Genomic DNA, 25,709 nt, shown 5'->3' on the forward strand with positions numbered 1-25,709 from the left:
CTCAGTCCTCTCCAGGTGTCTGATGCAGGTGGTTCGCCCACCACGGCGACCACGCGGGCACACCCGACGTGGTGAGAAGGTCTTCGTGTCCGGCGTCGACACGCCTGACGTCGATCTCGTCGACGAAGTGTGCACTCCACCCCGCGGCCATGTCGTCGGCGGTCTCCTCGTGATCGCTTCCGATGACGAGCAGGCCCCGTGCCCGGAGCACTCCGTGCGTCGGTGTGGACTCCTGCAGTCGAAGGCAGCGGTCGAAGGAGTCCATGAACGCCATCGATTCACTGATCGACAGCGATGCCAGAGGGCCGTCCGAGGTGGAGTTGAGCGCTGCGAGTTCGCCGCGTTCCGGCAGGCGGTCGTGCGGCGGTTTCGCATGCGGAAGACCCGCGAACTGCGCGAACGACGTGCGAACCCGGTCGTCGCGCTCGGCGTCCGACCACGTGACGACCGTCTCCTGAGTCACTGCCGGAGTGTCGAGGATCGTCACCGTCTCCACTGCGATCCCCTGCTCTTCCAGTCGCCTGGCGACCCCGAACGCGAGGTGCCCGCCGTACGACCAGCCAAGCAGGTTGTACGGCCGGGCCGCACCCGAGTCGAGGACGGCGTCCGCATACACGTCGACCAGTTCGTCCAGGGTGTCGACGTCCCTGGGTTCACCCGCGTGTGCTGGATCCTGGAGCGCGATCAGTCCGGCCCCCGTCGGCAGGTTCGACCGGAGGGTCGAGTAGACGGTTCCGAAGCCGGAGCTGGCGTGGATCGCGAACACCGTTCCCGCGTTCCCCGAGTCGGCGAGTGGAAGGAGGATCGGATGGTCGACGGTCCGACCTTCGTCGATGGCGGACGCGAGTCCTCCGACAGTCGGACGAGTGAACACGGACTTCAGCGTCAACCCGCCGCCGAGGCGACCGACGAGACGAGCCGCGAGCAGCGAATGGCCACCGAGCCGGAAGAAGTCGTCGTCGACAGTGACACGCGTGGACTCGTCGAGACCGAGGACGTCACGGATCGCGGCGACCACGTCGATCTCCGTCCGTGTGGTGGGCTCACGTCCGCCGGCCGACACGTGAACGGGCTCCGGGAGGGCGCGGGTGTCTAGCTTGCCGTTCGAGGTCACCGGGATCGAGCCGATGCGCATCCACGACGACGGCGTCATGTAGTCGGGCAGGGTTGCAGCGACATGAGCGATGATCGACTGCTCCACCGTGTCGTCGACGTCGTCGTCGGCGGCGGTGTAATACGCCACGAGGACTCGGTCGCCGTCACCACGACGGTTCTTGGCGACGACTGCCGCCGACCCCACCGCGGGGTGCTGTTCGACCACTGTGCGGATCTCGTCGATCTCGATGCGGAACCCGCGGATCTTGATCTGGTCGTCCGCGCGACCCAGGTACTCCAGGTCACCGCCGGAGTTCCATCGCACGAGGTCGCCGGTCCGGTACATTCGCTCGCCCGCACGGAAGGGATCGGCCACGAATGCCGCAGCGGTGAGATCCGGGCGGCCCGAGTAGCCCTGCGCCAGTTGGACACCGTCGAGGTACAACTCGCCGACCACTCCGATCGGGGTCGGCGCGAGAGCAGCGTCGAGGACCCTGGCACCGCTGTTGTAGGCCGGGACACCGATCGGCAGGCCGCCGCCGAACTTAGCACCGGACGCCAGCAGGGCAGCGGTCACGTGCTTTCCGGCTATGCCGACGGTCGTCTCGGTGGGCCCGTACAGGTTGTGGACGATGTCGCCGAACCGCTCGAGGGCCGCTGCCGCGGTCGCGACCGACAGCGCTTCGCCACCGCAGAACACCCGTCGCACGCTCGAGAGGTCGACGCCGTCCAGTCCGTGTTCGAGCAACGCGTCGAGCATCGACGGGACGAACTCGACGGTCGTCAGTCGCTCTTCGGCGATCACCCTCGTCAGATAGTCCGGATCGCGGTGGCCCCCGGGTTCTGCCATGACGACGGTGGCGCCGACCATCAGCGGGACGAAGAACTCCCATAGTGACGCGTCGAAGGAGATCGGAGTCTTCTGCAAAATCCGATCGTCGATGTCGATTCCAGTGGTCTCCTGCTTCCATCGCAAGAAATTGACGAAGCCCCGATGTTCGACGACGACGCCCTTCGGCCGTCCCGTGGATCCGGACGTGTAGATGACGTACGCGACGTCGCGGCCGCGGATCGGCCCTCCGCGTTCGGCATCGCTCACCGGTTCCGGGGAACAGCGCGACACCGTCGAGCGCACGCGATCGTCGCCGAGGTCGAGCACGGTCGGCACGGTCGTGAGCGCGGAGAGGACATCACGGGTGGAGTCGTCGACGATCACGATCCGTGCGCCGCTCTGGCTGAGCACGTAGTCGATTCGGTCCGCCGGGTTGGACGGGTCGATCGGCACGAAAGCGGCGCCCGACCGGAGAACTCCGGCCAGTACGGACGGCAGGCCGACACTCCGGTTCGCGATCACGGCGACACGATCGCCGGGTGTGACTCCGGTCGCGACCAGCGCGCGGGCCAGTCGGTTCACTGAGGCGTCGAACTCCGCGTAGTCGAGGCCTTCGCCGCCGGCCCGCACCGCGATCCGGTCCGGGTTCGATCGGGCGACCTCCGCGAGGAGTTCGTCGATCGAGGCCTCGTCGTCGAGCGGCTCCCGAGGCCCGGCCGACCACGCGTCGATGCACGCACGCTGCACGTCATCGATCACTGACACCTCCGACAACGGCCGGTCGGCATCGGCGGCGAACGCTGCGAGCACCGTGCGCATACCTGCAGCGAGCCGTCGGCCCGTCGCTTCGTCGAACAGCGACGAGGCGCACGAGACCGTCCCGGCGAGGCCCCCGCCCGCTAGCTGTTCGCCTAGATCGATCTCGAGGTCGCTCTTCACCGATCCGATCCCGATGCGTCGGCGGACAGGTTCCAGACCCGCATCGGCGAGGCTGTCGACCGTGCTCCCCATGACGTCGGCGACACGATAGGTGACGAGCGTCTGAAACAGCGGGTTGTGAGCGCTGCTGCGAGGCGCCCCGACGTGACCGACGATGCGCTCGAACGGCACGTCTTGGTTGGCGAATCCGTCCAGCACCGTCTCCCGCGCCTGCACCAGTACGTCGGCGAGAGTCGGATCGCCGTCCAACCGATGTCGCAGTGGAAGCGTGTTCACGAAGTACCCGACGACGGCGTCGAGGTCTGAGTCTCCGCGCCCGCCGACGGGCGAACCGAGAACGATGTCGTCCCCTGCCCCGTATCCGCGCATCATGACGGCGACCGCCGCCTGGACCAGCATGTACATGGTGGTGTCGGTCCGCTCGCACAGGTCTCGCAACGCCCGCGTGACATCTGCGTCGACCTCGAAGTCGACGGTGAAGCCGTCGTACTCGGCCACGGCCGGACGTGGGCGATCCACCGCCACCATCGACACCTCGGGTGCACCGTCGACGTGCCCCCGCCAGTAGTCCAGCCGTTCTCTGCAGAGCGGGGTGGGGTCCCCGACGTTTCCGAACATCTGCCGTTGCCAGATCGAGTACTGCGCATACGTCGCGGTCGGAGCGTCGAACGTCGGAACACCGCCGGACCGCCGGACACGATAGGCGTCGCCGAGATCACGCAACAGCGGCGGCAACGACCACTCGTCCACCGCGACGTGATCGATGGCGAGCGCGACGACCGTCCCGGACCTCGACAACTCCACGTCGACGCCGCGGAAGACGGCAGACCGAACCGGGAAGTCGACGCCGGACGTCACCGGACGTTGGACCCATTCCTCGATTCGAGCGTGGGCGTCGTCCTCGGCGTCCAGAACGAACCGGTCCGGTGCAAAGTGGTCTGCGACCTCGTCAGCGGGCACGACGACCTGCACCAGCTCGTCGTCCGACTCGATGAGAGTGGTGCGGAGAACGCCGTGATGCACGATCACGTCGGCGAGCGCCGCGAACCAGGCGTCCTCGTCGAACTGCGCGTCCACGGTCAGGACGACGGGGATCGTGTACACCGAGCCGGGGCCCGTCACCTGCCCGATCAACCACAGGGCCTGCTGGCCGAACGATGCCGGGACGACGGCTCCGACGACGACGTCGGCGACGTGGAGTTCGTCACCCTCGCCTGTCGCGGCGCTCGCCACAGCGGTGGCGAGCGCGGCGACCGTCGGGCTGTCGAACACGTCTCGCAGGGAGAGGTTCGTGCCCAGACCGGCGTTGAGTCGGGACACGACCCGCATGGCGAGCAGCGAGTGCCCGCCGAGGCGGAAGAAGTCTGCGTCCGCGTCCACCGCGTCAAGTCCGAGGATGTCGGCGAAGGCATCTGCGATCGCCGTCTCGATGTCACCCGAGGGTGCCCGTCCCGGCGTCGTCGAGTCCTCGAGCGCCTCGAGGGCGGAGACGTCGAGTTTGCCGTTCGGGGTGAGCGGCAAGGCGTCGACGGCGATGACTGCAGACGGGACCATGTGGACGGGTAGACGGCGGCGCAGATCGCCGCGCAGTCGTTCGGTGTCGGGTGCGGGGACGCCATGAGCGCTCGGCGTCACGTAGGCGACGAGATGTGCCGCCCCCTGGGATCGGGAGACTACAACCGCGCAGTGGCCCACGTCCGGTGCCGCGGAGACCGCCGCTTCGACGTCGCCCAGTTCCACGCGCGAGCCGTTGATCTTGACCTGGTGGTCTGATCGTCCGATGAAGACGAGCTGCCCGTCGTCGTTCCACCGGACGAGGTCGCCGGTCCGATAGAGGCGATCGCCCGCCGTCCCGAACGGGTCGGCGACGAACGACGCCGCGGTCAGGTCCACGCGATCGAGATACCCGCGAGCCAATTGTCTGCCGCCGATGTACAGGTCGCCGACGACTCCCGGAGCCACAGGCCGCAGGAGGTCGTCGAGGACTCGGACGACTGTGTCGGCGACCGGGACGCCGATCGGCACCGCTCCGCGGTCACCGACATCGGCGCCGCCCGCGGCGAACGAGGTCACCTCGACGGCGGCCTCAGCCGGGCCGTAGGTGTTCCACACGTGCAGACCCCACCGATCGACGATCCGGTCCAGCAACGCTGCAGAGAGAGCTTCGCCACCGAGCGACAAGTACTTGAGCGCCGAACCGGCCAGGGTCACGCCGTCGTCGAGCATCGCCGCCGCGACCGATGGGACGAGCTCGGCGAACGTGACATCGCCCGAGCGCAACAGGTCCGCGAGATACCGCAGGTCACGGTCTCCCCCGTCGGCTGCGACGACGACTCTGGCTCCGTACAACAGCGGCCAGAGGATCTCCGGGATCGCCGGGTCGAAACCGAGCGACGTCTTCTGGAGCACACCGTCGCCGGGGTGCAGTTCGAACTCGCTCTGGCGCCAACGGATCAGATTCACGATCGCGGTGTGGTCGACGAGGATGCCCTTCGGGCGGCCGGTGGACCCGGACGTGTACACCGTGTAGGCCGCATTGCTGACGCGCACCCGTGCGGGCACTGAGGTCCCGTCGATCGGCGTCGCGGAGTCGTCGATCTCGTCCACGTTGACCAGACGTGCGCCGATCGCCCCCGCCGACGCCGCGAATCGAGATTTCGTGCCCGCCGAGGTGAGCAGAACGGTCGGACACGCATCGGCGAGGATCGCTGCGATCCGGTCGTCGGGATACGACGTGTCGATCGGCAGGATCACACCGCCGGCCAGCGGGACCGCGACGAAACCCGCGATCATCGTCGCCGACCTCGGGATCAGCAACGCGACGCGATCCTCGGGCTCGAGCCCGATTGCACGGAGCGTTCGCGCGATCGCGCTTGCGGACCTGTTGAGCTCGTCGAAGGTCAGGCTCTCGCCGTCGGCGACGACTGCGACACGATCGGCGTGGCGGGAGAACGCATCGACGAGCAGATCCCCGAGCGGAGCTTCCGCCGCCGGGACGCGTCGCCCGCCGGTCGACCAGGCGGTGATCGCGGCCGCGTCCAGATCACCGGCCACCACGACCTCAGACAGACGTCGTCCGGGCGCGTCCGCGAACGAGGTGAGCACCCTCACGAGTCCCTGGGCGAGTCGTTCGGCTGTTCCGGAGTCGAACAACGCACTCGCATACGCGATGACGCCGGTCAGCCCACCCGCCTGCTCGGCGAGGTCGATCTCCAGGTCCGCCTTGACGGTTCCCACCTCAACGCGTTCGGGGAACGGACCGAATCCGGCCTCGTCGAGGAGGTCGGCGTCATCACCGATCACTCGGTCGACCCGATACGTGACCAGAGTCTGGAACAGCGGGTTGTACGCGCTGCTCCGACTCACCCCGGACCGCCCGACGATCATGTCGAACGGCACGTCCTGATGAGCGAACCCGTCCAAGACCGTTTCTCTGGCTCGCGCGATCATCTCGCGCAGTGTCGGATTGCCGTCCAGTCGATGCCGCAGCGGGAGGGTGTTCACGAAGTAGCCGACGAGGTCGTCGAGCGCCGTGTCGCCTCGGCCGCCCACCGGGGAGCCCAGCACGATGTCGTCACCCGCACCGAGCCCGTGCATCGCCACCGCCACCGCGGCCTGCATCAGCATGTACATGCTCGCGTCTTCGCGCGCGCAGAGGTCACGGAGGCGGGTGGTCACGTCGGCGGGCACAGCGAGGTCGACACTGAGACCGGCCGAGTCCCACATCGCCGGGCGCGCGCGGTCGGTCGCGATCATGGAGACCTCCGGAGCACCGTCCAGACGCTCCGCCCAGTGGTCCAGCACGACTGCCGAGTCGGCCAGCATGTCGTGCTGCCACACCGAGTACTGGCTGTAGCTCGACGCGAGAGGTGTGAAGTCCGGGGCGTTCCCGGCGGCACGCGCCGTGTAGGCGACGCCGAGGTCGCGAAGCAGGACGGGAAGTGACCACTCGTCGATCGACGCGTGGTGGATCGCGAGCGCGACGACCGGAGTACCCGTGTTCCCCGATCCGACTGCCGCCCGCACCGGGAAATCACCCGCCAGGACAGGGCGCGCGACCCATTCCCGAACGACGTCGAGTGGCCGGGCGTCGCCGAGATCGACGCGGTCGACCTGCAGAACCTCGTCGACGTCGTCGACGGGTGTCAGTTGCTGCACGAGTTCGCCGTCCGATTCGACGAGGACCGTGCGGAGGGCCTCCTGTCTGATCACGACGTCGCGCAGTGCCGCAGACCACGCGGTCGGATCGAAGTCGTCGGACGCCGTCATCACGACCGGGATGGTGTACATCGAACTCGCCCCGGACACCTGGTCGATGAGCCACAACGATCGCTGCCCCGCCGAGGCGGGGACGACCGGACCGACGACCGTGTCCACCACCGCGGCACGCGCACCCGCCGACGTGCGGACGGCCGCCGCGATGCCGACGACCGTGGGGGCGTCGAACACTTCGCGCATCGACAGGTCGGCGTCCAGGTCGCTGTTCACCCGGGCGACGACCCGCATCGCCAGCAGCGAATGACCGCCGATCGCGAAGAAATCGTCGACGACCGACACGCGGTCGACGCCGAGAGCGTCGGCCACGATGTCGGCCACTGCGGCTTCGAGGTCGTCATGCGGCGCCACGTACTCGTCGTGGTGGACGTCGACGGCGGGCAAGGCTCTGACGTCCACCTTTCCATTGATCGTCAACGGGATCTCGTCGAGTTGCCCGAACGCAGACGGGACCATGTAGTCGGGAAGCCGGGATGCCGAATGTGCTCGGAGGCGATCAACGTCGAGATCGGCCGCATCGGATGCGACGACGTACGCCACGAGCGTCGGCCCGCTCGCGCCGTCACGCACCACCACCGTGGCCTGCCCGACCAGGTCGGATTCGAGCAACACGTTGGCCACTTCGCCGAGCTCGATGCGGAAGCCGCGGATCTTCACCTGGTCGTCGGCACGACCCAGGTATTCGATGCTGCCGTCTTCGCGCCACCGGGCCAGGTCACCGGTCCGATACATGCGCTCACCGTCACCCCACGGGCAGGCGACGAACCTGTCCGCGGTCAGTCCGGGCTGGTCCTGGTACCCGCGGGCCGTGCCGGCACCCGCCAGGTACAGTTCGCCGGCCACCTGAGGCAGGACCGGGTGCAGACTCGAGTCGAGGATGTGGGCGCGGGTGTTGAAGATCGGCCGGCCGACCGACGAGACCGTGCTGTCGGCGACGTCCGCCCCCAGCGCGTTGATCGTGTACTCGGTCGGGCCGTACAGGTTGTAGCCCTCGACACCGGGAGCGTCCCGAAGCGCGGTCCACAGGACGTCCGGCACCGCCTCCCCGCCGAGAGACACGAAGACGACACCTTCCGCATCCGCGGCCACCGATCGCCCGCGTGGGCGGTCTCGATCGAGCAGCCCCTGCTCCACGAGGTGCGTCGCATAGGACGGAGTGACGTCGAATCCGTCGATCGACGCGGAGTCGTAGTATGCGAGCAGGGCTGCCGGGTCACGCCGCAGGTCTTCGTCGATCACGTGGACCTCGTGACCCGCGAGCATCCAGAACAACTGCTCCCACGACGCGTCGAACGAGAACGACGTGGTGTGCGCGATCCGCATCCGCCGCCCGCCCTGGCTTCCGACGACGTGCTCGAAGATCCGTTCGAGATGATTGGCGTACATGTTGGTGAGGCCGCGGTACGGCACTGCGACGCCCTTCGGCCGCCCCGTCGACCCCGACGTGAAGATGATGTAGGCGAGATTGTCGGCCGTCGCGTGCGTGCCGAGTTCGACTCGGGTGAGCGGACCCGAGTCGAGTGCGGCGATCTGTTCGGCATCGGCATCGAGATCGAGAACCGGGCACTCGGTCGCGGCGAACGTCTCCCGGTAACCCGGGCGGTCGCGCAGCGCGCCAACGGTGACGATCAGCGTCGGCCGTGCCGCGTCGACCATGTATCCGATGCGGTCCGCCGGGTAATCCGCATCGACGGGTACATACGCTGCTCCCGTCGCGAAGGTCGCGAACATCGCCACGATCATCCGATGATCGCGCGGCAGCATGAGAAGCACTCGCGCTTCTGGCGCCGCACCCAACTGCGCGAACATGCGCGCATGCCTGTTCACCTCGTCCCCCAGCGCAGTGAACGAGAGACGGCGGGGGCCGGCGACCAGCGCGACGTCGTCGCCGCCGCGAGCGACGCACTCGTCGAACAGGGTTGCGACGGTGACGTCGCGGACGGCCCGATCGCCGCCGTTCCACTCCTCGGCCGCCTCGGCGAGTTCGGCCGCAGTCGCGATCGACATGCTCCCCACGGGGGCGGTGAGATCAGTCGACATCGATTCGAGGACTGCCGTCAGCCGCCCGGTGAGATCGGCGATCTGCGCAGCGCTGTACAGATCACCGCGATACGCGCACCGAATGTGAATGGTCTCTCCGGGATGAACCGCGAACGAGATCGGGTAGTGCGTCGAGTCGGTCAGATCCGCCTGAGTGACTCGTACACGGCCATCGGGTCCATACGTCCGACTCTCGTCTCGTCCCGGATGGTTCTGAATGATGAACAGTGTGTCGAACAACGCGCGCAGTCCGGCGGCGGCATGGATGTCACCGAGTCCGACGTAGGGGTGATCGAGGACAGCGACTGTCGACGTGTTGACGGCGGACAGGAGTTCGCCGATCGACTGCGACGGGTTCGTGCGAACGCGAACCGGCACCGTGTTGAACAGAAGACCGACGATGCGTTCGGATCCGGCCAGTTCGGGCGGTCGGCCCGACACCGTGGTCCCGAACACGACGTCGTCCGAGCCCACCAGCCGCGACAGGACCACTCCCCATGCGGTCTGGAGGAAGGTGCTGACGGTGACACCGGCGCGCCCCGCGGAAGCGCGGACGCGCTCGCTCAGCTCTGCGTCCAGGTCGTGGTGGTAGTCGCGGGCCATCGCCGTCGATGCTGCCGACGCGTCGGCGTCTGGACGGACCAAGGTCGGCTGGTCGATGCCGGACATCTCGCGAGCCCACACTGCTCGGGCGAGGCCGAGGTCACGTCCGCTCAACCACTCGAGGTAGTCGCGGAAGGGCACGGGTGCAGGAAGATCACGCCCGGTCGGGTCGCTGTACAACTCCAGGAGCGTGTCCATCATCAGTCCGGCCGACCAGCCGTCGGCGACGATGTGCTCGAAAGTCACGCACAGCACCGACTCGGTTGTGGACTCCTCGACGAGGAGGAATCGGATCAGGGGCGGCTTGACCGCGGAGAACGGCCGGGCCCGTTCCGCGGCGAAGAGGACGTCGAGCCCTGCCCGGTGATCCCACTCCGAACTGCGCACAACAGTGAAGTCCGGCTCGACGACGGCAGGGAGGACTGACAGTGACCGATCACCGAAGGTGACGAAGCCCGCCGCCAGGTTGGGGTGACGTCGGAGCAGCGACGCCACGGCGTCACGCATCCGATCCGGATCGACGGGCCCGGCGAGCCGAAGGTGGAACTGCGAAGCGTACAGGTCCGTGGTGGCCGACGACTGCGCCGAGGACAGGTGATAGAGCAGCCCCTCCTGCAGCGTGGACACCGGCAGGATGTCGCGAACCGCGCCGAAGGTCTGCTCGACGCCTGCCCGCGCCGCTGCACTCACTTCGACGAGGGGCGCCGGAACACCCACCCGATGCACGTCGGCGGGTGGACGCACGCCGGAGCGGACAAGACCGTCGACGATCCCCGCACACAATCGATCGGCGTCCACGTCGACGTCCGGAGCGACGACGACGTCCACCGCGACATCGCCGTCTCGACGCGGAATCCACACGGTCACAAGCACTCGATAGCGGCCGAAATCGGTGATCTCGCCCCTGCTGCTCGTCGGATCGGGCAGTGCGTCACCCGACCGCAGCGCCACCAGGACTTCTGCTTCGGCGAGATCGTCGAACAGTCCGTCGGCGAGTGGATTGTCGAATCGGAGAGCACCGTAGTCCGCGGCCGTCTGTGCATCGACATCAGTGACGACACCGTCCGATTCAAGGACCTCGGTCGACAGCAGGAGCGGGAACCGGCGTCGGATTCGACCCGGCACTGCCACCAGATCCGGTGTCCGAGCGGGCTCTTCAACGTCCACCAGCAGCCCGTCGCCGAGGTCGCCGGAGAGGCCTCGGATGACGACGAGTGATCGGCCCACGAGTGCGGCGACGTCACCGTGCGACGACCCTGTCGCCCGCCTGGCCACCCGCGCCGATCGCACGGCGGTCTGTGCACCACGTCCGCCACCGCGGGCGACCTGTGCGGGTTCGAGATCCTCCAGGTCGCCGGCGAATCGGTGCCAGTGGTCCCGATCGAACACGTCACTGGACTTGTTGTGGGCGGAGAGTCGAGCCGCTGCCGCGTCGACGTCGCCGACGACGGACTCCATCGGCCGTCCGCCGTAGTGCGCGTGGGCCAGGTCGGCGATCACGTCGGACGCGCCGTCTAGCCACACCTCGTCGACGTCCGCTGAGGTCACGGTGATCGAGAAGCCGGCGATGCGCCCGGCGGGATCGGTCACTCGCCGGACCGAGATCGACGCCCCCGCGTCGGACCGCACTCCGGAAGCGTTCTCGGCCCAGTGCGTGTACGCCTCCAGCACGACGTCGGCCGGCAGGCCGACGACGCCGGGCACCTCGACGACGAGGGAATCCGGGCCGAGCCCACACCCGGCGTCCACGTCCGCGTCGGCGAGGAGGTCGAGCGTCGCCCCGCGGTATGGGGCGACAGCGACGGCCGCGCCGTCGATGGACGTCTCGCCGCGATCGGAACCTGTCACCGTGCTGAACGTCTCGGTCATATGAGAAAGCCCTCCGTGCCACCATCGGCGAATCGCTGGAAAGTTAGCTTAGGCTATCTTAACTGACTGCGATCTGCCGGTGCGGCCCGGAGGGCTCCCACGCCGTGTGACACCGCGCGAGTGCGGTGTCACACGATCTATGAACTACTTGGACACGGCCTCGGAGAACTTCGGCGCCACCTGGCCGACGCCCCACTCAAGACTCTGCGGAGACGGGAAGCCGAGCGCGAACGGAACACCCTCCGACTTCGGGACCACGGTGAACGCTCCGCGCTTGACCGCGGGCAGCTGCGGCCACAGCGGCTGCGCGTCGAGAACCGACATCTGGTCGGCGGTGTCGGGGATCACCCAGAGGAGATCGGCGTCGAGCTTGGGCAGGTTCTCCCACGAGACCTCCCCCTTGCCGCCGTCGCACTCGACGGTCTTCGCGTAGTCGCTGAGTTCGAGGCCGAGACCCTTCATCGCACGTGCCATGTTGTCCTCTTCCGAGCACAGGACGTACACGCCGTCCTCCGACGGCGAGATGATGGCGTTGTACTTCTTGCCTGCGAGCTTCGGGTTCGCCTCGCGGACCGACGTCATCGACGCCTCGGCCGCGGTGATGCTCTCCTCCGCCTTCTCGGTGCCGCCGACCGCCTTGCCGACCTTGCGGACGTTGTCCTGCCACGCGTCGGCATTGGCCTCGGTGTCGAAGTGCACGACCGGCGCGATGTCCGAGAGCGCTCCGTAGACCTTCTCGTCCAGTCCCCAGAAACCGGTTGCGACGATCAAGTCCGGGTCGAGGGCGGCGACGGCTTCAACGCTGATGTCGGTTGCCGGCGCGTCGACCTTCGGGGTGTCGGCCGGGTAGAGCGACTTCTGCCACGGGTAGATTCCGGTGCCGCCTGTCGCAGCGTTCGACTGTTCGAGGATCGGCACCGCGATCGGCTTGGCGCCCGCCGCGAACACGAAGTCGGCGTCCGTCGTCGACAGCGCGACGATGCGCTGCGGCGCGCCCTCGATCGTGGCCTCGCCGAACGCACCGGAAACGGTGACAGCCGCATCCGCGGAGTCGCCGGAGTCGCTGGAGCACGCGACCGGCAGGACGAGAACGGCGGCTAGTGCCGCCGCCGCCCCGACAGAGCGGAATCGACTGGAGATGTGCATGGGACGAAGTTCCTTCGCTGACGGCGACGGCGACGTGCACCGTCGACTACGGGGCAGCCCCGCACGGGAAGGCGAGGCCGGGCCTCGATGAATCGGACACCGAAGACGGGCGTCCGCCACATCGAAGACTCGATGCGATAGTAAACTAAGCCTAAGCTGATAAGTCAACGGAGCCCCATATACGACGACTCGACGGAGTCGCCCAAAACAGAGCGGATGACAGGACTCGAACCTGCGTAGACGGTTTTGCAGACCGCTGCTTGACCACTCAGCCACACCCGCGAGCGACTCCGACGCTCCCAGGCAGACCCGTCCGAGTCGAGGGTTTTGCGCGGCGGTGATCGTAACGCCGCCCTACCCATCCCCTGCCTGTGAGCGCGAACGACAGGCAGCACACACAACTCCCTGCAGACCATCGATACCCATCCGCAACCCTCCGAGGGTTGAAACGCGTGGGGCAGTTGAGTTCTACTGGGATTATTGTGACTAGAGATCAGACGTCCTCGCCCCGCACGCTCAAGCGTCGCCGCCTCCAACTGACCGCCGGAGTCGTCGGCGCGATCGCCGCGCTCTCGTTCGTTCCCGTCGCACCCGCCTCAGCGGAACCGTCGATCGGCGAGCTGATGGACAGCGCGGGGCGGATCATCCAGGAACTGCCCATCGACCAGAACGGCAGCGGCGGATACGACCTCGAGTCCCTGTTCAATCTCCTCGTCCCGCAGGCCCCGGACGGAAAGGCTCCACCGCAGGTCACGCCGACGGGCGAGCGCCGGACGTCGTGCGCCCAGGTGACCCACATCGGTGATTCGACCTCCGTCGGCATCGACAGCGCTGCGAAAGTCACCGATCCCGAGGATCGCCTGAGCGCCCAGTACAAGCGAGTCGGCGCCACCGACAGCGTCCTCGACGCCGCAGGCGGCCGGTCCATCGTCGAGAAGGTCGACGGCGAGCCGAACGCCGTGGACGCCATCACGTCGCAGCTCGCATCCGGCCGACGCGGCTGCTGGGTGATCGCCATGGGCGTCAACGACGCCGCGAACGTCGCAGTCGGCAGCAGCGTGGACGCCGACGCCCGGATCGACCGCGTGATGTCGAAGTTGACCGGCCAGAACGTCCTCTGGCCCACCGTGATGACGTCGAATCCGAGCAACAAGGCGTACGCCCCGGCCAACATGCGCACCTTCAACACCGCGCTGCAGAAGGCCACCGGCCGCTACCCGAACCTGAAGGTCTACGACTTCGCGTCGGAGACGCAGGACGACTGGTATGTCGACGGAATCCACTACAACGCCGCGGGCGTCGTCCAGCGCAACCGCTTGTTCGCCACCGCGCTCGCGACGGCGTTTCCGGCCTGAACATTCACACGACCGCCGGGACGTGACCGATCCCACGTCCCGGCAACCGAATTTCCATGTCATCCAGTCACATGAATGACAAGGTTACCCCTGACGACGACCTATGATGGAACGTCGACGCCGCCGCCTGTGACGACGGGCGGACCGGCTCCGGCTCCACCAGTCGAGCGGAGAGCACGTCGTCGCACACTGTCTCACCGCATCAGGGGGTGCCGCCCGGACATGCCACGTCCCACGCACAACGAATCGTCCTATCTACCGGGCCTCGACGGCATCCGCGCCGTCGCGGTCACGGTGGTCCTGCTGTATCACCTGCAGGTCCCCGGGTTCAGGGGCGGACTACTCGGCGTCGGCGTGTTCTTCACCCTGAGCGGCTACCTCATCACCTCACTGCTGATCGCGACGCACCAGCGCACCGGCGGGCTCAATCTCAAGACGTTCTGGCTCCGACGGGCCAGACGGCTGCTGCCCGCCGTGGTCCTCGTCTTGATCGCCACGCTGGTCACGACGGCCGTGGTGATCCCCGACAAGCTCGGCACCTACTCCGGCCAAGCGCTCAGCGCGTTGTTCTACGTCAACAATTGGCACACCATCCTGTCGGACACCTCGTACTTCGAGCGGTTCGGCGGCCCGAGCCCGCTGAGCCACATGTGGTCGTTGTCGATCGAAGAGCAGTTCTACATCTTGTGGCCGCTCCTGCTCGGGCTCTTCTACCTGGTCCTGCGCAAGCGCTGGTTGATCAGCCTGGTGACGCTCGGCCTGGCTCTCGGCTCGTTCTTCCTGCTCACCACGCTCGCCGAAGCCGGCTTCGACAACACCCGCGCCTACGAGGGCACCGACACACGTGCGGGCGCACTCCTGATGGGCGCGGCCCTCGCCTTCTGGTGGCCGGCACGCGCGCGTACGGTCACTCACAACCAACGGTGTGTGCTCGATGTCGCAGGCATCGCCGGACTCGCAGGCATCGTCTACCTGTGCATGACGACGGGCGACAACTCACTCGAGCTCTACGACTGGGGAATCGCGGTCCTCACCGTGGCGACGATGGGCGTCCTGATGGCGGCGGTGACCCCGTCGACACTCGTCGCGACAGTCCTGAGCATGCAGCCGTTCCGGTGGATCGGCGAACGATCGTACGGCATCTACCTCTGGCACATGCCACTGGTGGCGTTCCTGCCCGGCATCATCCGCGGCGGATCACCGCTGATCAGTTCCATCGTGGTGGTCATCGCGACTCTTGTCATCGCTTCCCTCTCGTGGCGCTACGTGGAGGACCCGATCCGGAAGTACGGGTTCCGTGCAGCGCTCACCACGCCCCGACGCCACGAGGACACCATGCGCGCCGCGCTGTGGGCCACGGCCGTCGCCGCCTTCACCACCCTCGCGCGACCTTTCCGGTCGGCGACGCCCGACGACCTCCCCACTGAGGAGCCCCCGATGGCCGACGAACACCCCCAGGAACCCGTTCCCTCCGTCACCGGCTGGGACCCCGCGACAGCGGCTCCGTCGCAGCCCCGCCCACTGCTCGAGGAGCCGGTGGACGTGGTGCTTCGCGCGCCGATCGTCGAGGAGACCGTCGACATCAGCGCGCCGGCCGCCGACGACACGCCCGACGTCGAGCCGACCCCGGGAGGCTCTGCCGAGCCCTCGTCCGCCGAGACCGTGCGCTTCCGCGTGCCCACCGGCGTCACCGTGCTGTCCAAGGCCCCGAGCGTGTTGAACCTTCCGCCCAAGGCAGACGAGACGCCCACGGCGCCGACCGCTCCGATCGACGACACCGACGGCGACGTCACAGCGGCCGCTGCCCCGGATCCTGAGCCGATCCCCGCTCAGGCCTCCGAGCAGCCGGAACAGCGCCGCTCCCCCGCCCGCGCCGTTCTCGCGACGCTGGTGGTCCTCGGATTGGCAGTCGGGTCGATGGTCGCCGTGTCCAAGCTCAACCCCGACCTCCCGATCGTCTCGGCTCTCTACAAGTCGGACGACGGCAGCAGCGGCATCGATGAGGAGATCGATGAGGGCCCCGCGCCCGAACGCTACGGGCCCACGCTGCCCGCCGGGCAGCGCCGCACCAAGTGTTCAACGGTGATCCACGTCGGCGACTCGACGTCGATCGGCATGAGTGATCCGGGAATGCAACCGAACGTCGCGCTGCGCCTCGAAGGTCGCTATCGCGAGGTCGGCGCGAAGACGTACATCGAAGACGTCGTCGGAGGCCGCTCGAGCATGGAACGGGTGAACGATCAGCCCAACGCCACCGAGTCGATCGAAGGTGCCCTCAGGCGAGGCGTGCACGGCTGCTGGGTCATCGCGATGGGCATCAACGACACCGCCAACGTGGAGGTCGGCGGCGCCGGGCCCGTCGACATGCGCATCGACAACCTGCTCAAGCCGCTCGTCGGTCAGCCTGTTCTGTGGCCGACCGTCATCACCAATCGCCTCAACGAGAATCCCGCGTACGACAACGGTGCGATGCGGAACTTCAACCGTGCGCTCGTCCGGGCGTGCAAGCGGTACCCGAACCTTCGGGTCTACGACTGGGCGGGCGAAACCGAGCAGAACTGGTTCCAAGACGGTGTTCACTACACCGAAGCGGGCTACGTCGAACGTGCTCGCCGCTTCGCAGTCGCATTGGCCACCATGTACCCGGCGACGGATCTGCCGCCCGCCGGCTGCGTCCTGAAGTCGACGAGCGAGGTCGTTCCGCCGCAGCCCTGAGTCGCCTGCGCCACAGGCGGATCAGGAGCGGAGCGAGAGCGCTTCGTCCCAGGTGTCGACCGTGCGGGCCTCACCGGGCCCGACCATGTCGGAGAAGCGGACCGTCCCGTCGCGTGCCACGAGGAAGGTTCCCCGGTTGGCGTACCCGCGGTCGGTGTCGAGGACTCCGTACTCGCTCGCCACTCCGCCATGCGGCCAGAAGTCCGAGAGAATCGGGAAGAGGTAGCCCTGCGCCGACGACCACACCTTATGGGTCGGCGGCGGACCGACGGAGACCGCGACGGTCGTCAGAGTGGTGTCGTCGAACTTCGGCAGATTGTCACGGATGTACCCGAGCTCACCTTCGCACGTGCCCGTGAAGGCGAGCGGAAAGAACACGATCAGCACATCGCCCTTCTCACGAAGGGTCGACAATGTCACTCGCCGGTTGTTCTGGTCGCGTAGCTCGAACTCGGGCGCAACCGATCCGACAGGGAGCGGGCCGACAGCAACGCTGTCCGGCTTCGTCATGCTCGTTTGCCCGACCGAGCCTTCGGCGTCACCAGACGTGCACCGGTCCAGTCGCCGAGGCTCGTCACCGATGTCTGAGTGAGTCCCGCGGTGGGCGCCGACTCCGCGATGACCGACGGGTCGACGTAACCGTCGCGACCGGTCTTCGGCGACAGCACCCAGATGAATCCGCCTTCGGCGAGGGGACCGATGGCGTCCATCAGCGCGTCGACGAGGTCACCGTCGTCGTCTCGCCACCACAGGACAACGGCGTCGACTACATCGATCGCGTCCTCGTCGAGCATCTCCGCATCGATCGCGTCTTCGATCTCGATGCGCAGATCGTCGTCGGTGTCCTCGTCCCAACCGCGCTCTTGGATCACCATTCCGTTGGTGAATCCGAGCTTGCTCGCCTTGTCGTCCGTGGCGGCTACCACCGCGTGTGTCCTCCCGTTTGTTTACAAGTGTCCTGTTCACCCGCGGTGCCGTTTGCCGTGCATTCACGGCTGTCGGGTCACTGTCGAGTGAAACTCAGTTCAAGACTAGAGGTTCAACGGACATCCCGACAGTGCACACCCGGTGTTTCCTCCGCCCGAACGTGTTCTGCGGGCACGGATTCACTCGGCTGGAAGGAACTCCGAGCACTTGTTCAGAGCCGCGGTGCGGTCGGTGCCCCAGGTGTCCGATGCGGCGTTGAGGCCGCCGAGTTGCTTCTCGCCGATCCGCTCGGCCAGATCGTCGGAGCTGTCCACGAAACGGTTGACCGCACCGAGGAGGTCCGACGGCGTGGCCGGCGCGATGGCCTTGCGCACCTGGTCGGCGCCCGCGGTGAGAGTGTCGGCGGCCCAGCGGTCCTCGGAGGACATCTTGGCGTACGACTGCACACTGTTGAGTTTGGTGATGAAGACGTTGTAGTCGCGGACCATCGCTCCCGCAGAGGTGATCACATTGCGGCACACCTGGACTGCGGCGATCTTCTCCAGTTCGGAGCGTTCTGCGGTCGGAACCGACGCAGCGCGACTGCTGCCGACCGACGACGGCGCCGCGGCGGTCGACGGCTCCGGCGGCGTCTCCTGCGAACACGAGACGACCAGTGCCGACAGCACGATCAGGGCCGTGACGCCTGCTCCAGCACGGACCACCATCGGTTCGCCCTCCCACCCGTGAAATGAATCGAATCAGGTTACCGCAGAGTAGGACGTGTGACTGGGCACATCGACTGCCAGGAGCGGTGATTTACGGCACGATGGAACAGTGGTCCACCAAGAATCCTTGTGGACCCTAATCGATCCGCCGTCACACCCCGACGGCCCCACAGCGAGCCCGCCGACCTGTCCCCGGCTCGCCGACGAGAATGGTGGATTTGTGACTGACCCGACCACGACCGGCCCCAACGACACTCCCACGCGCAGCAGCCGCGTCGAGGTGATCCGCGACGGCGTCGCGTCGTACCTCGCCGACAGCGATCCGACCGAAACCGATGAATGGCTGGAATCGTTCGACGCGATGCTGAGTGCGGCAGGCCCGGAGCGGGCCCGCTACCTGATGCTTCGGATGCTCGAGCGCGCCGACGACAATCGTGTCGCGTTGCCGCCGCTCACCTCGACGGACTACGTCAACACGATTCCGACCGATCTCGAACCCGAGTTCCCCGGCGACGAGGACCTCGAGCGCCGGTTCCGCGCGTTCATCCGGTGGAACGCCGCGATCATGGTGCACCGAGCTCAGCGCCCCGGCATCGGAGTCGGAGGGCACATCTCGACTTATGCGTCCTCGGCGTCGCTGTACGAGGTCGGCTTCAACCACTTCTTCCGCGGACCGAACCATCCCGGCGGCGGCGATCAGATCTTCGTGCAGGGCCACGCCTCCCCCGGTGTGTACGCCCGCGCGTTCCTCGAGGGACGCATCGACGAGCACCGCATGGACGGGTTCCGGCAGGAGCACAGCCACGCCGGACTCGGCGGCGGCCTGCCGTCGTACCCGCATCCTCGTCTGATGCCCGACTTCTGGCAGTTCCCCACGGTGTCAATGGGCCTGGGCCCGATGAACGCAATCTACCAGGCGCGGTTCAACCACTACCTGCATGACCGCGGCATCAAGGACACGTCCGATCAGCACGTGTGGGCGTTCCTCGGCGACGGCGAGATGGACGAGGCGGAGTCGCGGGGTCTCGCGCACGTCGCGGCGACGGAAGGCCTGGACAATCTGACCTTTGTCATCAACTGCAACCTGCAGCGCCTCGACGGCCCGGTCCGCGGCAACGGCAAGATCATTCAGGAACTCGAGTCGTTCTTCCGCGGCGCGGGCTGGAACGTCATCAAGGTCGTCTGGGGCCGCGAGTGGGACGCGCTCTTCCACGCCGACCAGGACGGCGCCCTCGTCAACCTGATGAACAAGACGCGCGACGGCGACTTCCAGACGTTCCGCGCCAACGACGGGCAGTTCATCCGTGAGCAGTTCTTCAACCGCGACCCGCGCACGAAGGCGCTCGTGGAGAACCTCACCGACCAGGACATCTGGCAGCTCAAGCGCGGCGGCCACGACTACCGCAAGGTGTACGCCGCATACAACGCCGCGATGAATCACAAGGGGCAGCCGACTGTCATCCTCGCGAAGACGATCAAGGGCTACACACTCGGCAAGCACTTCGAGGGTCGCAACGCCACGCACCAGATGAAGAAGTTGACGCTCGACGATCTCAAGGCGTTCCGCGACACCTCGCGTGTCCCGATCACCGACGCTCAGCTCGAGGCCGATCCATACCTGCCGCCGTACTATCACCCCGGCGCGGACTCACCGGAGATCCAGTACCTGCTCGATCGTCGCCGTGACCTCGGCGGTTTCCTTCCATCGCGTCGGACCACGACGATCCCGCTGCACCCGGACACCACCAAAGCCCTCGCCGTCACCGCGAAGGGATCGGGCAATCAGCAGGTCGCGACCACCATGGCCCTGGTCCGCATCTTCAAGGAACTGCTGCGTGACAAGGAGATCGGCAAGCGCATCGTGCCGATCATTCCCGACGAGGCGCGCACATTCGGCATGGACTCGTGGTTCCCGACGCTCAAGATCTACAACCGCAACGGTCAACAGTACCGGTCGGTCGACGCCGAACTGATGCTCGCCTACAAGGAGGCCAAGGAAGGTCAGATCCTGCACGAGGGCATCAATGAGGCCGGTTCCACCGCGAGCTTCACCGCGGTCGCCACGTCGTACGCCACGCACGGCGAGCCGATGATCCCGCTGTACATCTTCTATTCGATGTTCGGGTTCCAGCGGACCGGCGACGGGTTCTGGGCGGCGGCCGACCAGATGTCGCGAGGCTTCGTGATCGGCGCGACGGCCGGTCGGACGACGCTGACCGGCGAGGGTCTGCAGCACGCCGACGGTCATTCACCGCTCATCGCCGCGACCAATCCCGGCGTCGTCTCGTACGATCCGGCGTTCGCGTACGAACTCGCCGCGATCATCGACAACGGCCTGACCCGCATGTACGGCGACAACCCGGACGATGTCTACTTCTACATCACCGTCTACAACGAGCCGATCACACAGCCTGCGCGACCTGACGGCCTCGACGTCGACGGCCTGATCAAGGGCGGGTACCTGTTCCGCAAGGGCCCCGAAGGCAAGACGCATCGAGCCAGCATCCTCGTCTCCGGCGTCACCATGGGCGACGCCCTGCGAGCTCAGGATCTGCTCGCCGACGAATGGGACGTCTCCGCAGACGTGTACTCCATCACCTCGTGGTCGGAGCTGGCACGCGACGGCATCGACGCCGACCGTGGCGAGTTGCGGGACCCGACGCAGTCGCGCATCCCGCACTTGACCGGACTCCTCGCCGACTCGTCGGGACCGACGGTGGGCGTGTCCGACTACATGCGCGGCGTTCAGGAGCAGGTCCGGGCCTATGTCCCCGGCACCTATCTGACACTGGGCGCGGACGGTTTCGGGTTCTCTGACACCCGTCCCGCCGCTCGACGCTTCTTCAACATCGACGCGGAGTCGATCGCCGTGGGCGTCCTCGTCGGGCTGGCCCGTGACGGCGAGGTGGACCGCTCGGTGGCAGCACAGGCCGCCGACAAGTACCAGATCACCGACGTCACCGCCGCGCCGGAGCAGACCAGCGACCCCGGCGTCGCATAGTCGGACCGACCACTGAGGGTGCAGATCGTGACCACATGCTGGTCACGATCTGCACCCTTCGCACAACCCGGCCGAGCGTACCCTGCTCACCGCCGACGACCTGCACGTTAGATTGGTCGTGTGCCCGAAGAACAGCAACCAACCAGCGAAGCGCTCGCCGCGAGCGCCGCATCCGGTGTGCTCTACAACAGCCGCGGGGCTCACGTGCCCGCGCCCGCCACCGTGCACGATGCGCTGCCCGATGCACTGCTGCGACGCATGAAGCTGTACAGCGGACGACTCGCGACCGAGGCCGTCCACGCTATGTCAGAGCAACTCCCCTACTTCACCGAGTTGGACGCCGGGCAGAAGGCGAGCGTCCAACTCGTCGTGCAGACATCGGTCGTGAACTTCGTCGAGTGGATCCAGGATCCCGAGGGCAACGTGAAGTTCACCGTGCAGGCGTTTCAGGTGGTGCCCCAAGACCTGGCACGGCGAGTCACCCTCCTGCAGACCGTCGAGATGGTCCGCGTCGCCATGGAGTTCTTCGAGAAGTGGCTGCCGCTGCTGGCGAGGAACGACGTCCAACTGCGGGCACTGACCGAGTCCGTGCTGCGCTACGGCCGTGAGATCGGTTTCGCCGCAGCGGCGATCTACGCATCAGCCGCGGAGTCGCGCGGCGCATGGGATTCGCGAATGGAAGCCCTCGTCGTCGACGCCGTCGTCCGCGGCGACGGCAGCACCGAACTGTTGTCCCGCGCCGCTGCCCTCAACTGGCCGAGCGAAACACAGGCCACCGTCATCGTCGGGACGCCACCACCCGAGCAGAACGTTTCGGTCCCGCTCGCGATTCACAACACCGGCAAGCACCACGACCGGGCGACGCTGACCGTGGTCCAGGGCAGCACTCTGGTCGCCATCGTCGGCGGCCAGCTCAGCTCCACCGACAGATTCCTTACCGATCTGCTCGACAACTTCGCGGACGGCCCCGTCGTCATCGGACCGACGATGCCCAACCTGACCGTGGCCCACGCCTCGGCGGTCGAAGCGATGACCGCCGCAGACGCCGTCCGCGGGTGGCCCGGCGCCCCCAGACCGGTGCACAGCTCCGATCTGCTCCCCGAGCGCGCCTTGAACGGCGACCAGACCGCGGCACAGATGTTGATCGACTCACTGATCACGCCACTCGGGGGCGAGGGCCAGACTCTGCAGTCGACCCTCGAGGCGTACCTCGATGCGGGCGGGTCCATCGAATCCTGCGCGCGGGAGCTGTACATACATCCGAACACTGTGCGGTATCGACTAAAAAAGGTGACCGACATCACGGGACGTGACCCAGGTAACTCCCGGGACGCATATGTCCTCCGGGTGGCACTTACCGTCGCTCGACTGTCCCGAAATCAGCAACAAGCAACGACAATCGTAACCTGAGTCACAGGCGTCACGGAGAATCTTGATATAGCGCCAGGTGTTGGAATATTTTCTTCATATCGGTAACGGATCACGGCATGGTGACGATGCGGATGCCCTTCGGGATTCATTTGTAGGGTTCCCACAAATTTCATTCTGCAGGTTCATACGACTCAACACCATCGGGCAGCCCGTCAAGGGTGTTGTCTTGTCACGTGCTTTCGTTGCTTGCGCCCGGACAGGGCTCCCAGACACCCGGCATGCTCACCGAATGGTTGGAGCAGCCCGGTGCCCACGATCGTGTCGCGGCATGGTCGGAGACGGTCGGCCTCGACCTCGTGCGCCTCGGGACCGTCGCAACCGCAGACGAGATCACCGACACCGCGGTCACACAACCGCTCGTCGTCGTCTCCGCACTCCTCGCTTTCGATGAGATCCGCAATCGCAAGGGCGAGCTCCCCGCCGACACGATCGTCTCGGGCCACTCGGTCGGCGAACTCGCGGCGGCGGCCATCACCGGCGTCATCACCGCCGACGAAGCAGTCCGCCTCGCCGGCATCCGCGGCGCCGAGATGGCCAAAGCCTGCGCCCTCGAAGCAACGACCATGGCCGCAGTGCTGGGCGGCGACGAGACCGCCGTTCTCGCACGGCTGGCCGAACTCGACCTCATTCCCGCGAACCGCAACGCGGTGGGCCAGATCGTCGCTGCAGGATCTGTCGCGGCAATCGACGAACTGATCGCCAACCCGCCGGAGAAGGCACGCACTCGCAAGCTCGCAGTGGCCGGCGCATTCCACACCCACTACATGGCACCCGCACGCGATGCCGTCGCCGCAGCCGCAGCCGACATCACTCCGAACGATCCGAACCGCACCCTGCTGTCGAACTCCGACGGCGCAGCGGTGACCGACGGCGCCGCCGCTCTGGCGAAGCTCGTCGACCAGGTCACCAGCCCGGTGCGGTGGGACCTGTGCTCGGCGACGATGCGCTCCGCAGGCGTCGACTCCATCATCGAACTCACGCCGGCAGGTGCCCTGGTGGGCATCGCCAAACGTGAACTCAAGGGCGTGCCCTCGCGCGCCGTCAAGGTCCCCGCAGATCTGGAGGACCTCCCAGGACTTGGATGAGGCCGGACACCCCCGGCCGTCGGAGGCCGCTCCACCCGAGCGGATGTCCAACAGCGAACCCGCTGACCTCCGAAACCCCCGCAAGCAACACCCAGAAGAAGGGAGCCACATCGTGGCCGCCACTCAGGAACAGCTCGTCGCCGGCATCGCAGAGATCGTCGAAGAGGTCACCGGCATCGAGCCGTCAGAAGTGACCCTCGAGAAGTCGTTCGTCGACGACCTGGACATCGACTCGCTGTCGATGGTCGAGATCGCCGTGCAGGTCGAGGACAAGTACGGCGTCAAGGTCCCCGATGAGGATCTCGCCAGCCTGCGCACCGTCGGCGACACCGTCGCCTACGTCCAGAAGCTCGAGGCCGAGAACCCGGAGACCGCAGCAGCGATCGCCGCTCAGATCGAGGCGAGCCAGGCCTGATATGACAGAACTGCGTGATTTTTCAACCAGGGGCGGAGAGTTCCCCAGCGTGGTGGTGACCTCCATGGTCGCCAGCACCAGCCTCGGCGGAGATCTCGACACCACCTGGGAGAATCTCGTCGCAGGGAAGTCCGGGATCCGCACGCTCACCGACGACTACATCGAGCAGTACAAGTTGCCGGTGAGCATCGGCGGCAAGTTCCTCGAAGACCCGTCTCTTGAGGTGACGCGCATCGAGGCACGCCGGATGGCGTACGTCGAGCGGATCTCGCACGTGCTGAGCAAGCGCCTCTGGGCGCAGGCAGGCACACCCGAGGTCGACCCGGATCGACTCGCCGTCGTGCTCGGCACCGGCATCGGCGGCGCCGAGGCCATGATGGACGCCGACCGGGTGCTCCGCGAGACCGGCAACTACCGCAAGGTTTCGCCGCTCGCCGTCTCCATGACGATGCCCAACGGCCCCGCCGCCGTCGCCGGTCTGAACATCGGCGCACGCGCCGGCGTCATCACTCCGGTGTCGGCCTGCTCCTCGGGTGCTGAAGCCATCGCGCACGCCTGGCGGCACATCGTGTTCGGCGACGCCGACATGGTCGTCACCGGCGGCGTCGAAGGACACATCGACGCGGTGCCGATCGCGGCGTTCTCGATGATGCGTGCGATGAGCACCCGCAACGACGATCCGGCGGCAGCGTCGCGTCCGTTCGACAAAGATCGTGACGGCTTCGTCTTCGGCGAAGCAGCAGCGATGCTGATCCTCGAGCGCGAGGACCACGCCAAGGCGCGCGGTGCTCACATCCACGCTCGACTGCTCGGCTCGGGAATCACGTCCGACGGCTTCCACCTCGTGGCGCCGGACCCGTCGGGCCAGGGCAACGCGCGTGCGATGACACGCGCACTGCAGACCGCAGGCCTGCAGAAGTCCGACATCACGCATGTCAACGCACATGCGACGTCGACGCCGATCGGCGACACCGCCGAATCGGAAGGCATTCAGGCGGCCGTGGGCAATCACGCGGCCATCTACGCGCCCAAGTCGGCTCTGGGCCACTCGATCGGCGCCGTCGGCGCCCTCGAAGCGGTCCTGACGATCAAGTCGGTGGAGGAGTCAGTCATTCCCCCGACGCTGAATCTCGACAACCAGGATCCGGAGTGCGGCGACATCGACGTCGTGCACGGTGAAGCTCGTCGCGGACAGATCGACTACGCGATCAGCAACTCGTTCGGGTTCGGTGGCCACAACGTCGCATTGGCGTTCGGCCGGTACTGACACACCC

At 66.9% G+C, this 25,709-nt stretch carries 12 protein-coding genes and 1 tRNA gene; 7 read left to right on the forward strand and 6 right to left on the reverse strand.

Annotated elements, in window-relative coordinates; genetic code table 11:
- Window position 1: 1 nt before the first annotated feature.
- The 3 genes from GM1_RS04295 to GM1_RS04305 all read right to left on the reverse strand — a co-directional run bounded on the left by GM1_RS04295 (window position 2) and on the right by GM1_RS04305 (window position 13,081).
- Window positions 2-11,653 carry a non-ribosomal peptide synthetase gene (locus GM1_RS04295; protein WP_008376872.1) on the reverse strand — a complete coding sequence of 3,884 codons (11,652 nt, stop codon included), beginning with the start codon at window positions 11,651-11,653 and terminating at the stop codon, window positions 2-4.
- Between the two features lie 144 nt (window positions 11,654-11,797).
- Window positions 11,798-12,799 carry an ABC transporter substrate-binding protein gene (locus GM1_RS04300; RefSeq protein WP_008376873.1) on the reverse strand — a complete coding sequence of 334 codons (1,002 nt, stop codon included), beginning with the start codon at window positions 12,797-12,799 and terminating at the stop codon, window positions 11,798-11,800.
- Between the two features lie 211 nt (window positions 12,800-13,010).
- Window positions 13,011-13,081 (reverse strand) — tRNA-Cys (locus GM1_RS04305).
- Between the two features lie 200 nt (window positions 13,082-13,281).
- On the opposite strand from GM1_RS04305, the gene GM1_RS04310 reads away from it, so the two are divergent.
- Window positions 13,282-14,154 carry an SGNH/GDSL hydrolase family protein gene (locus GM1_RS04310; protein WP_008376874.1) on the forward strand — a complete coding sequence of 291 codons (873 nt, stop codon included), beginning with the start codon at window positions 13,282-13,284 and terminating at the stop codon, window positions 14,152-14,154.
- 222 nt (window positions 14,155-14,376) lie between these two features.
- Entirely contained in the window at window positions 14,377-16,869 is a 2,493-nt protein-coding gene (locus tag GM1_RS04315; RefSeq protein ID WP_008376875.1) for an acyltransferase family protein, read from the forward strand.
- Window positions 16,870-16,890: 21 nt separating this feature from the next.
- Here the strand turns inward: GM1_RS04315 and GM1_RS04320 are convergent, their stop codons facing one another.
- The 3 genes from GM1_RS04320 to GM1_RS04330 all read right to left on the reverse strand — a co-directional run bounded on the left by GM1_RS04320 (window position 16,891) and on the right by GM1_RS04330 (window position 18,503).
- The gene (locus tag GM1_RS04320) at window positions 16,891-17,379 is read right to left on the reverse strand and encodes a peroxiredoxin (RefSeq protein WP_008376876.1); all 489 of its coding nucleotides are present in this window, start codon (window positions 17,377-17,379) and stop codon (window positions 16,891-16,893) included.
- Window positions 17,376-17,795, reverse strand: a complete 420-nt coding sequence (locus GM1_RS04325; protein WP_008376877.1) for a DUF3052 domain-containing protein — start codon at window positions 17,793-17,795, stop codon at window positions 17,376-17,378. The genes GM1_RS04320 and GM1_RS04325 overlap by 4 nt, the downstream gene beginning before the upstream one ends.
- Before the next feature lie 180 nt (window positions 17,796-17,975).
- Window positions 17,976-18,503 carry an Rv2240c family protein gene (locus GM1_RS04330; protein WP_008376878.1) on the reverse strand — a complete coding sequence of 176 codons (528 nt, stop codon included), beginning with the start codon at window positions 18,501-18,503 and terminating at the stop codon, window positions 17,976-17,978.
- A gap of 220 nt (window positions 18,504-18,723) precedes the next feature.
- Here GM1_RS04330 and aceE point away from each other — a divergent pair, with 220 nt between their 5' ends.
- The 5 genes from aceE (at window position 18,724) to GM1_RS04355 (ending at window position 25,702) form a co-directional block, all read left to right on the forward strand.
- Window positions 18,724-21,504 carry a pyruvate dehydrogenase (acetyl-transferring), homodimeric type gene (aceE, locus tag GM1_RS04335; protein ID WP_052005303.1) on the forward strand — a complete coding sequence of 927 codons (2,781 nt, stop codon included), beginning with the start codon at window positions 18,724-18,726 and terminating at the stop codon, window positions 21,502-21,504.
- Window positions 21,505-21,624: 120 nt separating this feature from the next.
- A complete protein-coding gene (locus tag GM1_RS04340; protein ID WP_008376880.1) occupies window positions 21,625-22,914 on the forward strand; it encodes a PucR family transcriptional regulator in 1,290 nt (429 codons plus the stop codon).
- A 194-nt stretch (window positions 22,915-23,108) separates the two neighbouring features.
- Window positions 23,109-24,020, forward strand: coding sequence for an ACP S-malonyltransferase (locus GM1_RS04345; RefSeq protein WP_008376881.1), 912 nt, complete (start codon window positions 23,109-23,111; stop codon window positions 24,018-24,020).
- Window positions 24,021-24,132: 112 nt separating this feature from the next.
- On the forward strand, window positions 24,133-24,435 hold the full coding sequence (acpM, locus tag GM1_RS04350; protein WP_008376882.1) for a meromycolate extension acyl carrier protein AcpM: 303 nt from the start codon (window positions 24,133-24,135) through the stop codon (window positions 24,433-24,435).
- Between the two features lies 1 nt (window position 24,436).
- Entirely contained in the window at window positions 24,437-25,702 is a 1,266-nt protein-coding gene (locus GM1_RS04355; RefSeq protein ID WP_008376883.1) for a KasA/KasB family beta-ketoacyl-ACP synthase, read from the forward strand.
- Window positions 25,703-25,709: the final 7 nt, after the last annotated feature.

It is taken from the genome of Gordonia malaquae NBRC 108250 (assembly GCF_000344135.1).
GTDB classification, from domain to species: domain Bacteria; phylum Actinomycetota; class Actinomycetes; order Mycobacteriales; family Mycobacteriaceae; genus Gordonia; species Gordonia malaquae.